Here is a 15,260-nt window from a genome sequence, read left to right on the forward strand (position 1 = left end):
TATCTTATAGGGTACATTTTATTTTTATAAACAGGAGGTCTTTTTTCTTTTTCACATTTTATGCGGTGATGTCTTCAATATGGATATTATATCGTACGGATTTAGAAGCATTAACAAACGCCGCAAATAACTTTTGACTATAGTCATCTACTTTATAGCTGTACTCTGGATGCCACTGCACAGCCACAATAAATGAACGCTTTGGCATGACCACGGATTCGACGAGTCCATCTTCAGCGACGGCCACGGCCGTTAACTTATCCGACAACATCTTGATTCCCTGATGGTGGTAGCTGTTCACTTTTATCGTATCGGTTTGCAAGATATCGTATAGGATATTATTTTCCTCAATATGTACATCATGTACAAGATTCGTATATGGCGGACTTTGCTTATGATTAACGATCTTGTTCCCATGAAGTTGAAGGGATGGGTTCCCCCCTATCTTTTCATTCATTTTATCAGATCTCTTCATATACAAATTCACTGAATTATTGCATTTTCCTACCTTTACAATCTGCGCCCGTTACATCCGGAATGCTGGAAAGGATATGATGAGGATGAGTAATCGCATTCTTACTAATCTCACTAAATGCAAAAAGGCGCTCCATTTGGAGAGCGCCTTTTGCTTTACGCGTTTCCTTACACACTTAATTACTTCAACTCTAGAGCTTAAACCGGCGAACCAATTCTTGCATGTTCTCAGCTGTTTTAGATAGCTGTGCAGATGATGCGGATATCTCCTGCATCGCCGCCATTTGCTCTTGGGCTGCTGCTGAAGTTGTCTGAGCACTATCAGCCGACACTTTAGAGATATGACTCATCGCGGCAACTGTAGCCGAGACTTCTTCCGTACTGGCTGACAACTGTTCTGAGACAGCGGAAATATCCTGAATTTGATCCACGATATGCGTTGTATATTGTTCGATGTTTGATATGGTTGCAGAAGCTTGTTGACTGATCCGCATACCTTCACTTACTTGATTACGAACTTTATCATTCATAAGAGACGTGGATTTGGCAATCAGATCAAGCATTTTGCCAATGGTAGCGCCAATATCGTCCGCACTTTGTTTGGATTGCATCGATAACGTGCGTACCTCGCCTGCAACAACAGCAAAACCTTTACCGTGTTCTCCTGCTCTTGATGCTTCAATAGAGGCATTCAGTGATAGAAGATTGGTTTGACGAGAGATATCCGCAATCGCTTCATTCATTCGATTGGCTTCAGCAGATAGACTGGACAGCTCATTAATCAATGCCGAGGTTTCTTCAACAGCTCCGAGAATATGTTCCATTTGTTCTCCGACTTGATTTATCGTTTTTCCACCGTTAGCAACAGCGCGCTCCGTCTCTTCAGCCGAATCCACAATCGCACTCGCAGATTCTGCAATTGTACTGATACCTCTCGCCATCTCTTCTACGGCATTCGCGGTTTGTTCCGAATTCTCCGCCCCAACGATAGCTGATTCCGCAGTCTGTTGCATGGTTTCAGCCACATGTTGAACCGATTGGGTGGTTTGTTCTGTACTTTCCTGAATCATCTGGGAAGAGTGGCTTAACAACGATGACGTCTGATGAAGTTCAGCAACCACCGATTGAAGAGAGATGGTCATTTGGTCAAAATCATTTGCCAATATACCAAATTCGTTTTCGGTTTTAAGATTCACTCGTTCAGACAGATTCCCTTCGCTTACGCTGCGGGTGGCCTTTCGCAGTTTTTGCATAGGAACAATAAAAGATCGCAGAATGAAGAAAATAATTACACCGGCAATCAATACAGATATAGCAATGACGGTTAGACTCGATACCATGATGGGTTTCGCTGCGGCGATAAAATCTTCATGGCCCATCAAAGCAATGACATTCCAACCCGTCAAAGCATTAACACCGTTATATACCTCCAAATCATACGCCAGATCCGTTCTGACAAATTGGGAAAATGCCATCGGTTCATCGGAACTTGAAGCCGTATTTGGATGGACTGGAATTCCCTCAATAAGTGCTCCGCCGAGCTCTCCTCCCCCACCTTTTGCAATCGCACCGGACCAAGCCGCAATCGTTCGATTGGAGTCGACTACAATCAGACTTCCATTGCCTCCTACATCAACATATGATAACGCTTTTGCTAATGGCTCCAGATCAAGTTTAATACTTGCTACACCATGTTCATCTGAAAGAGCTTTTGAAATCTCTACATAAATCTTTCCGGATGCCGGATCATTCATAATACTCGAAAAATAGAGTGCTCCATTGTTACTCATACCATTGGTGTACCATTCTGTGCTGCGTGGATCGTATGTTGCATCCTCAATTGCTGGAGAAGATATAATGCTGCCTTGGTCGTTGCCTACGGTTATGGCCAGAATATCAGGATATGTATCAGATAATTGGTCTATTCCTACTTGTACCGCTTCGTTGTTCGCCTGACTGAGGGTTGAGCCATACATGCTGTCGATATAATTCAATAATTCTGCTTTTTCCCCCACCAGATTGTTAATGTGCTGCCCTGTCATGGTTAAAATGGTATTGATAGGCTCTGTCATTTTTTGTTGTACTTGATCTTTGGCACTATGATACGAGAAATATCCGATAAGTGCAGTGGGGATAATAAGTACCGCAAGGAAAGCTGCAATGAGTCGAGTGCTCATTAATCGTAAAACGGCTCCTCCCTTATAAAATGACCTTTTTTTCTTTTCCTTTTAGTTCAATCTTCCTCTCTTTATTCATTTTTGGTAGAACCAATCGGCCAGTAAACGCAAAAAAACCCATATATATGCACACCCAAAGAAACTTTGAGCATGTATATACATAGGTATTGCCTGAATGAATTCAGTAACAAGCCGTATTTGTTAGTATTATAGCATAAGTAAAAAGGGTTTGTTAACTATGATTGGCTCTTTATACCAGACATCTGTTGTTTATAATCCGTAGGACTTAGCCCCGTATACTCTTTGAACACCTTCGAGAAATAGTGCTGATCGCTAAATGACAACAAATCGGAAACTTCCTTAAACTTCATGTCAGGTTGATTCTCCATCAGTCTGCAGGCCTCCTGAATACGAAGCCGGGTGTAATACTGAACAAATGTAATTTGTGTTGCATTTTTGATCACTCTGCTGACGTACGACGGGCTAACGTGAAACTTCATGGCAATGTCGTTGATAGATAATTGAGAGTATTTATTAAGTTTTACGTAATCATCAATCTGTTCGAACAGGATCGCCTTGTTTTTTCGAACGTGGGATTGCAGCATATCGAAGCACTGTCCCGTCCATTCCGCCAGTTCCCGGCAAAAATCGGCATAGGACTGTGCCTGGGCGAATTGTCTTGACCGAATCTCCAGACCCAATCTCATGCCCGACCCCTGTTCCTCGTACAGATGAGCAAACGTGTCTACGATTAATCCGATAAACCGCTCCACCTCGGTCATATGTACATTTTTCTCCGCCCATCGATTCAGCAATTCGGATAGCTTGAGCGTAAATCGTTCTTTCTGACGAGCCTGTATCATCTGTACAAAAGCAGATTCCTGCACCTGATCCAGACAGCCTGTCTCGGATCTGGCCATCGACACCGGATTCCCGGTATCCAGCACTATTCCTTGTTTCAACCGTTGCTGCTCAGACAAAATGGACGACATGCGGTGATAAAGCTCCGGCAGATTACCAGACTCAGCGAATAGAAGTTGTCCTCCAATGATCGCATCGATGTCATGTGCAACCAAATGCCGTCGTATCGATTCAAGACATTCATGTACGGAAGAGTACACCTCAAGTGCACTCTTGTTAACAAAAGCGATAAATTGATATGGGGTTTGACTGGTGTAAACACGACAAGGATGGAATGCAAAAAAATCCTGCACTATACCCTCAAGTTCCACCTGCACCCATCGTTCATGCCCTGCGGTGAAAGGTTGTTTGCTCATAATGATCATCATCTGGCTGAACAAAGGTGGAAATTCCTCCCCTTGTTTCGGCGTAGTCTCACATTGGGGATGAATGATTTCCTGCAAATCCAGCAGTTCCTTGGACATCTGTTGATCAAGTTGGTCAATTACCCGACCCATGACTTCTTCAAGCGCCTCTCGCTCGACAGGTTTTAACAAATAATCAAACACTTGCAGGTTCAATGCTTTTCTTGTGTATTCAAAATCGCTATAACCGCTAATCAAGATGACCTTCAGATCCGGGTTGGCAATTTTGGCTTGCTCAATCAGGGACAGCCCATCCATTTTCGGCATTCGTATATCGGTCAACAGCAGATCAATCGGTTCCTGCTTTAACGCTGCCAAGGCTTCTTCTCCATTCGTTGCCGTAGCAGCTATACGAATCGGGAAGCTCAGCGTCTCCAAGAGCATTTTAATATTACGTAATATCGGTTTGCTATCCTCAACGATCATAACGTTATACATCGCCTGTCCCTCCTCGCTAGTAAAAATCTCTCGTCAGTGAGCCGATGATTTGAATCGTTGCTCCATGTTGCTCTTCCGCATGATTGTTAAATATATTAATAAAGAGCCGGTTGTTATACATTAGTTTGAGTCGATTGACACTATTGATAATCCCCATGTTACCAAGGGCTGTTCCACGATCGGCAGTCTGGTTCATTCCGGAACCCGATGCCTGAATATTGGCTAAAATCTCCTGGATCTTATCCGGTGGAAAGCCCTCTCCGTTATCTTTGATCTCCAAAGCCCATAATCCGTTATATTGCTTCACCGTAATCTGGATACGCCAAGGCGGCGCAGTGTTGGCAAAAGCATGTTCAATGCAGTTTTCCACAAACGGCTGAATAACCAACCGTGGCAACCGGATTTCGTTCGCCAGCTCGTCTGCATGGATGTCCCACTCCAGATCCTCTTCGTACTTTTGTTGTACAAGGGACAGATAATGTCTTGTATGTTGAAGCTCCTCAGCCAAGGTCACATGCGCGTATGGTGAAGAGACAATATAACGTAGACTGTCCGAAAGATGTTTGCACATATCCGATACAACTTTGGTCTTCCCCTCTTGAGCGGCAATACTGATCAGATATAGAACATTATGAATAAAATGAGGTGCAATCTGGGCTTGCAGCGCCGAATTACGCGCCTTTATTTCTTCATGAAGCGCCGACTTTTCCCGGTCAATCGATTGCTGCAGCCTCTCCATCAGATCCTCAAAGGCTTCATTCAGCAATAAGAGATCGTTATTCTTCGGCGTTTCATCCACTTTCAGATTCATATTGCTGTAGTTCATGCGCCAGATCTGACCACGTAGCTTGCGGATAGGCAGCAGCAGGTTACGTGTCGACAGGAAGATATACACAAACGAAACCAGCATCAGTGCTGTAATCAGCAGAATGGACATCGTCTGAACCGAATGGATCGAACCCAGAACAGATTTTTTGGGCGTTATGATATACGTGATCCAACCTGTACTGGGTGAAGTGGAATGTGTGATATAATTGTCGTTTTTGTCCACATCCAGTCCCTCGTCTGATGAAGGCTTTGTCCAATTGGCAAATGTCACACCCGCTTCCGAACCTGTCATCTGCTCCCCTTGTTCATTCAGAATATAGACATCGCCAGCGGTAATGCCCTCCGTCAGATTCTGTATATAAGCCTGTTCCATCTGGATGCTAAGATAACCGTACACCTTGCCGTTCTGATCATTGATCGTGCGCACAAAGGAGATCGTATCGTCTTGACGCAGCAGAACAAAACCACTTTCCGTCCAATCTCGTCCAACCTGACTACTCTCCATCATGGTGTTCAGTATTGCGGGAGGATTGCCCGAACCCAGATATGTTGTCAGGAGAACCCCGTGATTGTCGTAGATGGACATGTCTTTGATATTCATACTCGGCCCGATGGCCTGAAACATAATGTCTTTGATGATCCGAATCTGTTTCAGCCTTTCATAATTACTATGCGCAGAGGAGCTCTTGTCCATGGCTGCAAATATATTTTTGCTGGATAATATTCGCTGCGACATCTGGTTCTGTTGTTCCACGTAGAGATCAACTTGCTCTCTTACCTTCGTAGCTGTAACGAGCGTATCCTGCTCTGTTTTCAGTTTGAGCGGGCGGACAACGATCACATTCACATAAACGATAAAACAGCCCAGCACGAACAAAAGCAGCGCCAGAAATGTCAAAAACACCTTTGTCTGCAAACTGAATTGAGTTGCTTTATGTATGAGCTTTGCCATTCTCAGAGATGCCCTCCTGTTCTGACATGATGTGAAATCCCTTATATTCATGTCTACTTTATCACGGTATTTCATGAAATGATAGCGATTTCAAGTTCAGGATTTTACACATCAACGTTCAAGCACAGACATGTACCGGGGCGAGAAAAGAATCTATAATCGGACTTGTAAACGGATTCACTAAACGTTTTAGAGGGGGATTTCCATTGAAAACAATAAAAAGAAAAAAGGCGTTTTCTATTATTCTGGCCAGTTTATTATCGGTCTCGTTAACGGCTTGTGGATCAGGGGGTACGGATTCCGGCACAGCTGCTGGCGGGGACAGCAAGAGTGGCAAAGTCACATTGGAGCTGGCAATCTCTAAAAGTTCTCAGGACTCTGCCTTCATCCAGCAGGACATTCTCGATGCATTCGAAAAACAAACGAACATTCGTGTCAATTTGCAGCTGATTCCAGCGGAACAAACGACAACTGTACTGCAAACCAAACTGGCTGTAGATGAAACGCCTGACATTATTCAGTACAATCTGGCGAGCGCAGTCACGGACCTGAATCTTGAACGTAACTTCGAGATTCTCGATAACGAACCTTGGGCGAGCAGAATTGTGAACAAAGACGTCCTCTCTTCTGGTGGCCATCTCTACAGCTTCCATGTCAGCCAAGATACAGGGATGCAAGGGGTCGTTTATAACAAACAAATCTTTGAAGAACTCGGGTTGTCAATTCCAACGAACTACGAAGAATTCCTGGCGATCTGTGAAAAAATCAAAGCAAGTGGCATTACACCTGTATTCATGCCTTACAAAGATGCTTGGGCTGCCAACATCTGGCCTGCTGCAGCTTTTGCCGATTTTGTAGCCAAAAATGAACCGACTTTTTTTGATGAGCTGAACAGCAATAAGAAAAAATGGTCTGATATCCCGGAATTCAAAACATTCCTGGAACAACAATATGAAATTTACACCAAAGGTTACACCAACACGGATGTGCTTAGCGACAGCTATGACATGGCCGTAGGTAAATTCCTGAACAAGGAAGTTGCCATGATGTTTATGGGCGATTGGTTAATCGAAGGCGTGGCAGAGCAAGATCCAAGTATGGAACTGGGCGTATTCCCGATTCCATCGTCAGATAATGCCAGTCTGGGTGCAAGTCCACTCGGCGGACAACTGTTCATTCCGAAGAAATCCAAACATCTGGATGAAGCCAAACAGTTCCTGGACTATATCGCTTCCAAGGATGTCGCACAACAGATCGTCAATTCCAAAGGATACGTATCCAATTTCAGTGACGTTACTACACCGGAACTGCCAGCTTACAAACAGGATATTGTAGACAATTATATTACGCCGAAGAAAACCGTGCTGACAACGGATGCATACATGCTGGTTGATCGCAGCGAACTGTACCGATTATTGCAGGATCAATTTGCAGGCGGATTGTCTCCTGAAGAAGTACTGAAATCCTGGGATGAGAAGTTCAGTCAGCTGATGCAGGATAAAGGTGTAGAAGGTTTCTAAAGAGTGAAATATAAGGCAGCATAACAGGATCGACCGTTATGCTGCCTGGCTATAACGGAGTGTGAGACATGAAAAGGACTAAAAATCTGTACTCGTATTACATGATATTTCCCGCACTGATTATCTACTCCATCTTTTTTGTTGTGCCTGCTCTCGCCGCTTTCTATTATTCATTCACGGATTGGCGGCTGGATCGGCTGGAGCTGAAGTTCATCGGGTGGGATAATTTCGAGAAAATTTTCTCGGACAAAACGCTTATTCTGGCGCTGAAAAACACGGCGATATTTGCAATCGTCACCGTCGTTGGCAAGAATGTCATCGGCCTATTGCTGGCCGTCGGACTTAACATGCGATTAAGAACAAAGAACCTGCTGCGCGCGATCTTCTACTCCCCTTCCATTCTCAGCATCCTTGTGATCAGTATTCTGTTCACTCCCATGTTGCGTACCGAAGGTACAATCAACAATCTGTTGGAATCTGTAGGATTACATTCGTTAAGCCAAGCTTGGCTGACCAACCCTTCCATTGTCATCTGGACGATTGCCATCGTCTCGATCTGGCAGAGTGCCGGTTTCCAGATGGCCATCTATCTGGCCGGTCTGCAGTCCATTTCTCAAGAGTATTACGAGGCAGCCAAGATTGATGGCGCAAGCTCGTGGAGAAGTTTTTTCAAGATCACACTGCCACTCTTATTGCCCGCGATTAATATTAACCTGATGTTGACATTAATCGGTGGACTCAAAGTATTCTCCGAAGTATATGTCATGACCGGTGGTGGCCCGGGTAACGCTTCCCAGGTCGTAGGTACGATCATTCTGCGATCTTTCGGCGAAGGTAACTGGGGACTCGGTACCGCGGTCAACACACTTCTCTTCGTGGTCGTTACCATTATTGCTATACCGCTATTGATCTTCATGCGGCGTAAGGAGGTTACGGAATAACATGGGCTATACACGCAAACTCGCCATCCGCAACTATATCGTGGAAGGGTTCCTGATTCTGGCCTCTCTTATCGTTCTGTTGCCACTTGTCATTCTGATCTTTGGTTCATTCAAAACCAGTGCCGAAGTGCTCAGCTTTTCCCTGAGTTTTCCGGAAACATGGCAGTTCTCGAACTATGTTCGTGTCTTCCAGGAAGGCGGTCTGTCGCGCGCGTTCTTCAACAGCATTTTGATTACTGGCGTATCTTCCATCATTAATATCGTTGCCTCTTCGGCAGCGGCATTCATTCTGGCACGTCGGGAAACCAAACTATCCGGCACGATCTACATGTATTTTTTCATGGGACTGATTGCGCCAATGTCGATTATTACGACCATACGTGTTGTACAGGGTTTAGGATTCTACGGCAGTATCACAAGTGTCATCCTGATCTATGCCGCATTGAACACGGCCTTTAGTGTATTCCTATATAGTGGGTTCATCAAAACCATTCCACGAGCGCTGGACGAAGTGGCATTTCTGGAAGGTGCAAGTGTGTTCGGGGTGTTCTTCCGCATCGTCACACCGCTCATCCTGCCCGTTAATGCAACGGTAGCGATCATGGTGTTCATGTCCGTCTGGAATGACATTACGATTCCGGTATACTTTCTGACAGACAGCTCCACATGGACGATGCCACTATCGATCTACAATTTCTATGGCAAATACAGCAGGGACTGGAACCTGATCTTCGCCAATCTCGTGCTCACTTCGCTGCCTGTATTTATCCTGTATCTATTCGGGCAAAAATATATCGTCAGCGGCCTTACTGCCGGTGCGGTTAAAGGCTAAACCTTATATTCTCGCAGAACTCGAATGAATGAGGAATTCGAAGGAATTCTTAATCATGTTCAACAACGCTTAATAGCTCTAGACTTAAAGACCCGCCTTAATCGGTGGGTCTTTGTCTGTTTAAAATTAACGCTTATTGATTATGAATGTGAATTGGTGTCATACAGATTCGCAGGCAGGGCCTGCACAAACGGTGACCAGTCACTCGTTGTATATAGATGAAGTCGGTGCATGGCTCGTGTGCAGGCCGTATACAGGAGCTTGCGGTCATATTCCTGGCTGTAAGCTTCTGGTGAAGCATCATAGATCAGGACAGCATCGAACTCAACGCCTTTGGCGAGATACACAGGAATAACCATGATTCCTTTTTCAAAAATCTGTGTGTCCTTCGTTATGAGCTGCAGCCCTTCGCCTCCTTCACTACGTAACCATTCATGGGCGTCCCGGCTTTCAGCCGCGGTCTTGGTAACCACAGCGATGGAATCGAACCCCTCAGCTCTCAGCGCGGCGATGTCTGCAAAAATCTGCGCACCACGCAACTTATCGTCCTTCAATCTGGTTAAAAGAGGCTTCTGATCTCCCCTTTCAAACGGTCTGATCTCTTCTCCTCCTGGTAACATGTGTCTCGTGAATTCAACAATCTCTCTGGTTGAACGATAACTGCGTACGAGCCGTATCAATGTAGTTTCGCCTTCACCGTAAAGGTGAACCAGTGGCGAGTCGGAAGCCGCCAAATCCGTAGCCTGCATAAAGATCGCTTGCCCGAAATCCCCCAGTACCGTCATGCGGGCACGAGGAAACAGTTTCTTGAGATATTCGTATTGAAACGCCGAATAATCCTGGCCTTCATCGACAAAGACATAACGAATCTCTGTGTTCGTCCGGACGCCTTCGATCATCTCTTTTACATATAAATACGGAGTAGCATCCTCATGGAACAGCTTGTTCTGAAGGATCATGACCTTGGTCTGTTTACAAATCTCAGGCCAGTGCAGCGGGGGGGATTGCCCCATCCGTTTGTTCCCGATATGCGGTTTCATTTACAAAAAGTTGTTCATATATACCTTTTACATCCACGAACTGGAATTTCCGCACACTCTTTCTTAAAGGTTTGAACATGTCTTTCACGAGTTTCTGACGAAGCAGCTCCTCTTCTCGCACTGCAAAGTTAAAGGCACCCTCATCTTGCACTGCGCTGTCATTACCGTTATCTCGTGCTGCGTATTTTTCCGCCACATCGAACACAGGCTTTTCTTTGTGCAACATGCGGAAAGCTTCCACATACTCATCCGTGTCCAGATAATTCAACTCCTCCAGAACCCAGTCTGCTTCCCGTTCCAGACGTTCCAGCGAAACAAGTTCTCTCAGCAGCCATTCCTGCAAAAGAAGTATACGGTTGGACAAGGTAAGATTCTGATCCAAACTGTAAAATTGGGTCTTGATTTGGTCTGAACTGATGAATTCACGTCCCCGAAATTGAATGCCGTTAAATCGCATCCCCTCTCTTCCTAACCACTTACCGTAGTTTTGGAGCACTTGCAGGAATGTCTCGGAAGCTTTGTACTTGATCGCCTCCATACGAGCTTCATATCCCGGATCATTCTGAGCTGTCAGCACATATTCAATCTGATCAAAGGCATCCTCTGGTCGGATGGAGGAATCCAACCAATAATTCAGATATTCCTGGAAAGTCGTCTGCTGCATATTTTCTTCCCCAAGTTCCGGGAGCACAGTCGAGATATAACTGGTAAACATCGGATTCGGCGAGAAAAGTACAATCTGATCTGCTTTAACTGTCTGGCGGTGTTTATATAGTAAGTAAGCGACTCGCTGTAACGCAGCGGACGTCTTGCCACTGCCAGCTGCCCCCTGAACGATAAGCATTCGGCTTCGGTCATCACGGATGATGGCGTTTTGTTCCTTCTGGATAGTTGCAACGATGCTCTTCATCTGTGAGTCTGCACCCTTGGCGAGCACTTGCTGCAGCAGCTCGTCACCAATCGTCTCTGTTGAATCAAACATGCTAAGCAGCTGCCCGTGTTGGATCTGAAATTGACGCTTGAGCTCCATCTTTCCCTCGATTCGTCCTGAAGGGGTGTCATAACTTGCCGGCCCGGGAGAGTAATCATAGTACAGACTCGCAATTGGTGTTCTCCAATCATAGATTAGAAAGTTCAAACCATCCTCATCCATGAAAGATGATACGCCGATGTAGATCTGTTCAGTCAATGTCATGCCTTTTTCCTTATAGTCGAAACGTCCAAAATACGGTGTTGGAAGCAGTCTCTTTGTATTTTTCCATTGTTGTGTTAACAGCTTGTGCCCGCGCTCCCTCTCGGCTAACACTCTGGACTGCTGATTAATGGTATAGAATGCATCTTCAAAATCCGTGTACGAACCCGTATTAATCGTCACTTCTTCCCAAAAGCGTTTACGAATTTCGGCAGCCTGTTCATGCAGTCCTGCAACCTTCGGCTCCAGTTCGTCGAGTCGTGCCTGAAGCTTGTTCCTTACCTGTACTAATCTTTCCTCTTCCAACTTCCATTCGTTTGTTTTATCCATAAATAAGTCCACTCCTTTTTCCATTTATTAGGACCAAAAAAAGAGCATTGACAAATCGGAATGTCGGATGTAAAATTAAATTAGGATAAATAATGATTCACCCTTTACATTGAAGATAAATATCAATTGCGCTATAGATTATATCATGGCTTTTTTTCACGTTCAATGCTTTTTTTCTTTCTGTCTGAGTTGAACAATAATTTATATTATATAAGGTGTCCCTCGAGCTACACTGGGGGGCATCTTTTGTTGTGTCCTGGGCATGGTTCATACTCTGAATGCGCTGTAAGCTATACACCCCTTTATAAATTCGATAAAATGAACAAAACATGAAACATGAGTTGATGCTTTTGGGAGGGATACATAAATATGAATATAGAACCTGTGGAGGACCGTTGTCCTGTTGAGTTTGCAGTCAATATGATTGGTGGGAAATGGAAGTTATTAATTATAAATCGTCTCATCCGCCATTCAACAATTCGATTCAATGAATTACAGAAAATGTTGGACCCCATTACGCATCGCACGTTAACCAGGCAATTACGAGAACTTGAAGAAGCTGGTTTGATAAACCGTGTTACCCACCCTGTAGTTCCGCCTAAAGTCGAATATTCCCTTACAGAAAAAGGACAAAGCCTGACTTCGATCTTGTTTCAGCTAGGTGATTGGGGATCGAAACATATGTAAAACGCCTTCCCATAGTATCCCAAGGGATACTTTATATCATTAATGTGCGTACTTACGCTTCTATTCTAAATCCGTTATGCTGAGGTCATTGCTGGGTGTTAACTCATTCATTCCAATCACATATTGAAAGGAAGTTATTGACCACTATGACACAGAATGATCGATTTTTAGTATATGGAGCATCGGGCTCCCAAGGCGGCGCTGTCGCACAATTACTCGTTCAAAACGGTTGTGAGGTTCGCACGATTACTCGAAATGAGGCAACAGCCAAAACACTAAAGGAACAAAACATTGAAGCTTTCATCGGGGATCTATCAGATGTGGAACAGCTCCATACGGCGCATGAAGGTGTAAGTAAAATATTCCTAAACCTGCCGGTGGAGTTCAATTCCGATAAGATCAGACAATATACCAAAAATGCAATTGATGCTGCTATACAGGCAAACGTTAAATTGATTGTAGTTAACACGGGTACCTATGTTCCTGACCCTATCACCCATTCCAAAGGAATTGAATTGAAACGTGAAGTTATCCATGAATTGCAGCAAAGTGGTCTTCCATATATCATTGTGGAACCCATTGTATACTTGGAAAACTTCCTGATTCCCGGAATACTGAACAATGGCGTTTTGGCCTACCCGGTACCAGCAAACAAGCCGATCTCCTGGATTAGCTTAAACGATGCAGCTCAATTCCACTATTATGCCTTCACTCATTCGGAATTGGCAGGAAGCATTATCCCAGCACCTGGATTAGAAGCCCTGACAGGTGTACAATTAGCGGAACAATTCAGTGCTGTATTAGGTGAAAAGATCAGCTTCATGTCTCTACCTTTTGATCATTTTGAAGCAGCGATTCAGCCTTTGTTGGGAAGTGAGACAGCAGCAGGTCTTAAAGGATTGTACCAATGGATTGATGGGCATACAGATCTTCTTCCACGGTATGAAGAGTTGGATGATAATATCAAAGCCAATCTTAAATTAACCAAAATAAGCGATTGGATTCATCAAACAATGATTAAATAATATTTTATAAACAAGCCCTTGAATCTCCAACGGAGAAACGAGTGGCTTGTTCTTTTATACGAGAACCTCAATAGACTCAACTGATTCAAATTCAGAGATTCTGATAGGATTAGGCAAAACTTTGATAGAAATGTGGTACAGGTTGGTTCATTCGATATGACATAATAATGTGTATATAGATCACCGTACAGGTGGAAATAATAAACATTAGAAAGGATTTGAACATGATATGGAATACACAAAGCTTGGTAACACAGGCTTGGACGTATCTCGCTTTTGCCTGGGTTGTATGGGATTTGGGGACGCCAGTAAATGTGTTCATGAATGGGTACTGAATGAAGAGGACTCTCGCCCCGTGATCAAAAAAGCGTTGGATCTAGGCATTAATTTCTTCGATACAGCGAATATATATTCTCTGGGTACGAGCGAGGAGTATCTTGGTCGGGCGTTAAAAGATTATGCAAATCGGGATGAGGTTGTCATTGCTACCAAAGTACACGGACAAATGCATAAAGGACCCAACGGTTCTGGGCTTTCCAGAAAAGCCATCCTGAGTGAAATTGATAAAAGCCTGAAACGATTGGAAACCGATTATGTGGATCTCTATATCATTCATCGTTGGGACTACAATACGCCTATTGAAGAAACCATGGAAGCCTTACATGATGTGGTGAAGTCCGGTAAAGTAAGATATATTGGGGCTTCAGCCATGTTCGCTTGGCAGTTCCAAAAAGCATTACATGTAGCAGAGAAAAATGGTTGGACCAAGTTTGTCTCCATGCAGAACCACTTGAACCTCATCTATCGTGAAGAGGAACGAGAAATGTTGCCTTTATGCAAGGAAGAGAAGATTGGCGTAACTCCCTACAGTCCTCTTGCTTCAGGCAGGTTAACCCGTGACTGGTCCGTATCGACACTGCGATCCGAGACAGACCAAATTCAGAAATCTAAGTACAATGCGACAAGTGATGCGGATCGGCTTGTTGTTGAACGAGTTGCATCCATTGCAGAAAAATACGGTGTTCCTCGCACACACATTGCGCTTGCCTGGTTGCTACAAAAAGACACTGTAGCGTCTCCCATTATCGGTGCTACCAAATTATCGCATCTGGAAGATGCGGTAGGTGCTCTTTCCGTTAAGTTGACCTCAGAAGACGTAACATTCCTTGAAGAGCCTTATGTACCTCACCCCGTAGTAGGTGCTCAATAATCGCTTAAGCTTAAAATATAGAAGACCTCCTCTTTCCGTATCCTGATATGCTCCCCTCATAGTAGACAGTAGAAAAAAACAAAACTTCTACGTCTATTATGAGGGGAGTTTTCTCATGTCTAAAAGAAGTCCCATTTCTTTAGAAATCAAATTACACACCGTACAGCGTTGCCTTGAACTCCAATCCAATCCGAATTCGGAAGCTAAACACATTGGGGTGAGCAAGAATTCAGTCAAAGATTGGGTCAGAAAATATAGAGCACATGGGTCGGATGGGTTAAAGGAATCG

At 44.3% G+C, this 15,260-nt stretch carries 10 protein-coding genes and 1 pseudogene; 6 read left to right on the forward strand and 5 right to left on the reverse strand.

Going from position 1 to position 15,260, the window contains the following annotated elements; genetic code table 11:
• Positions 1–58: 58 nt before the first annotated feature.
• The 4 genes from J7E78_RS28495 to J7E78_RS28510 form a co-directional block, all read right to left on the reverse strand.
• On the reverse strand, positions 59–457 hold the full coding sequence (locus J7E78_RS28495) for a gamma-glutamyl-gamma-aminobutyrate hydrolase family protein (protein WP_215080157.1): 399 nt from the start codon (positions 455–457) through the stop codon (positions 59–61).
• Positions 458–665: 208 nt separating this feature from the next.
• Positions 666–2,651 (reverse strand): methyl-accepting chemotaxis protein, encoded by a 1,986-nt coding sequence (locus J7E78_RS28500; protein WP_215080159.1) that lies wholly within the window; start codon positions 2,649–2,651, stop codon positions 666–668.
• A gap of 236 nt (positions 2,652–2,887) precedes the next feature.
• Positions 2,888–4,414 (reverse strand): response regulator, encoded by a 1,527-nt coding sequence (locus tag J7E78_RS28505; protein ID WP_215080161.1) that lies wholly within the window; start codon positions 4,412–4,414, stop codon positions 2,888–2,890.
• A 16-nt stretch (positions 4,415–4,430) separates the two neighbouring features.
• Positions 4,431–6,194, reverse strand: coding sequence for a sensor histidine kinase (locus tag J7E78_RS28510; RefSeq protein WP_215080163.1), 1,764 nt, complete (start codon positions 6,192–6,194; stop codon positions 4,431–4,433).
• Positions 6,195–6,400: 206 nt separating this feature from the next.
• Between J7E78_RS28510 and J7E78_RS28515 the strand changes: the two genes are divergently transcribed.
• The 3 genes from J7E78_RS28515 to J7E78_RS28525 all read left to right on the forward strand — a co-directional run bounded on the left by J7E78_RS28515 (position 6,401) and on the right by J7E78_RS28525 (position 9,487).
• On the forward strand, positions 6,401–7,714 hold the full coding sequence (locus J7E78_RS28515; protein ID WP_215080165.1) for an ABC transporter substrate-binding protein: 1,314 nt from the start codon (positions 6,401–6,403) through the stop codon (positions 7,712–7,714).
• A gap of 68 nt (positions 7,715–7,782) precedes the next feature.
• Complete coding sequence (locus J7E78_RS28520) at positions 7,783–8,655, forward strand: carbohydrate ABC transporter permease (RefSeq protein ID WP_062834362.1); 873 nt, start codon at positions 7,783–7,785, stop codon at positions 8,653–8,655.
• 1 nt (position 8,656) lies between these two features.
• The gene (locus J7E78_RS28525) at positions 8,657–9,487 is read left to right on the forward strand and encodes a carbohydrate ABC transporter permease (RefSeq protein WP_017688542.1); all 831 of its coding nucleotides are present in this window, start codon (positions 8,657–8,659) and stop codon (positions 9,485–9,487) included.
• A gap of 140 nt (positions 9,488–9,627) precedes the next feature.
• Here the strand turns inward: J7E78_RS28525 and helD are convergent.
• A pseudogene (gene helD / locus J7E78_RS28530) lies at positions 9,628–12,049 on the reverse strand (RNA polymerase recycling motor HelD).
• A 369-nt stretch (positions 12,050–12,418) separates the two neighbouring features.
• Between helD and J7E78_RS28535 the strand changes: the two are divergent.
• The 3 genes from J7E78_RS28535 (at position 12,419) to J7E78_RS28545 (ending at position 14,971) form a co-directional block, all read left to right on the forward strand.
• Complete coding sequence (locus J7E78_RS28535) at positions 12,419–12,736, forward strand: winged helix-turn-helix transcriptional regulator (RefSeq protein WP_017688544.1); 318 nt, start codon at positions 12,419–12,421, stop codon at positions 12,734–12,736.
• A 146-nt stretch (positions 12,737–12,882) separates the two neighbouring features.
• The gene (locus J7E78_RS28540; RefSeq protein ID WP_215080167.1) at positions 12,883–13,761 is read left to right on the forward strand and encodes an SDR family oxidoreductase; all 879 of its coding nucleotides are present in this window, start codon (positions 12,883–12,885) and stop codon (positions 13,759–13,761) included.
• A gap of 229 nt (positions 13,762–13,990) precedes the next feature.
• Positions 13,991–14,971: an aldo/keto reductase gene (locus J7E78_RS28545; protein WP_215080170.1), complete on the forward strand. Its 981-nt coding sequence runs from the start codon at positions 13,991–13,993 to the stop codon at positions 14,969–14,971.
• The last annotated feature ends 289 nt before the right edge of the window (positions 14,972–15,260 follow it).

Source organism: Paenibacillus polymyxa (assembly GCF_018614975.1).
GTDB lineage: Bacteria > Bacillota > Bacilli > Paenibacillales > Paenibacillaceae > Paenibacillus > Paenibacillus polymyxa_E.

Coding starts and splice junctions, on each gene's coding strand:
- J7E78_RS28545 (WP_215080170.1), top strand. CDS start 13,991: ATGGAATACACAAAGCTTGGTAACACAGGCTTGGACGTATCTCGCTTT.
- J7E78_RS28520 (WP_062834362.1), top strand. CDS start 7,783: ATGAAAAGGACTAAAAATCTGTACTCGTATTACATGATATTTCCCGCA.
- J7E78_RS28500 (WP_215080159.1), bottom strand. CDS start 2,651: ATGAGCACTCGACTCATTGCAGCTTTCCTTGCGGTACTTATTATCCCC.
- J7E78_RS28525 (WP_017688542.1), top strand. CDS start 8,657: ATGGGCTATACACGCAAACTCGCCATCCGCAACTATATCGTGGAAGGG.
- J7E78_RS28505 (WP_215080161.1), bottom strand. CDS start 4,414: ATGTATAACGTTATGATCGTTGAGGATAGCAAACCGATATTACGTAAT.
- J7E78_RS28535 (WP_017688544.1), top strand. CDS start 12,419: ATGAATATAGAACCTGTGGAGGACCGTTGTCCTGTTGAGTTTGCAGTC.
- J7E78_RS28540 (WP_215080167.1), top strand. CDS start 12,883: ATGACACAGAATGATCGATTTTTAGTATATGGAGCATCGGGCTCCCAA.
- J7E78_RS28495 (WP_215080157.1), bottom strand. CDS start 457: ATGAATGAAAAGATAGGGGGGAACCCATCCCTTCAACTTCATGGGAAC.
- J7E78_RS28510 (WP_215080163.1), bottom strand. CDS start 6,194: ATGGCAAAGCTCATACATAAAGCAACTCAATTCAGTTTGCAGACAAAG.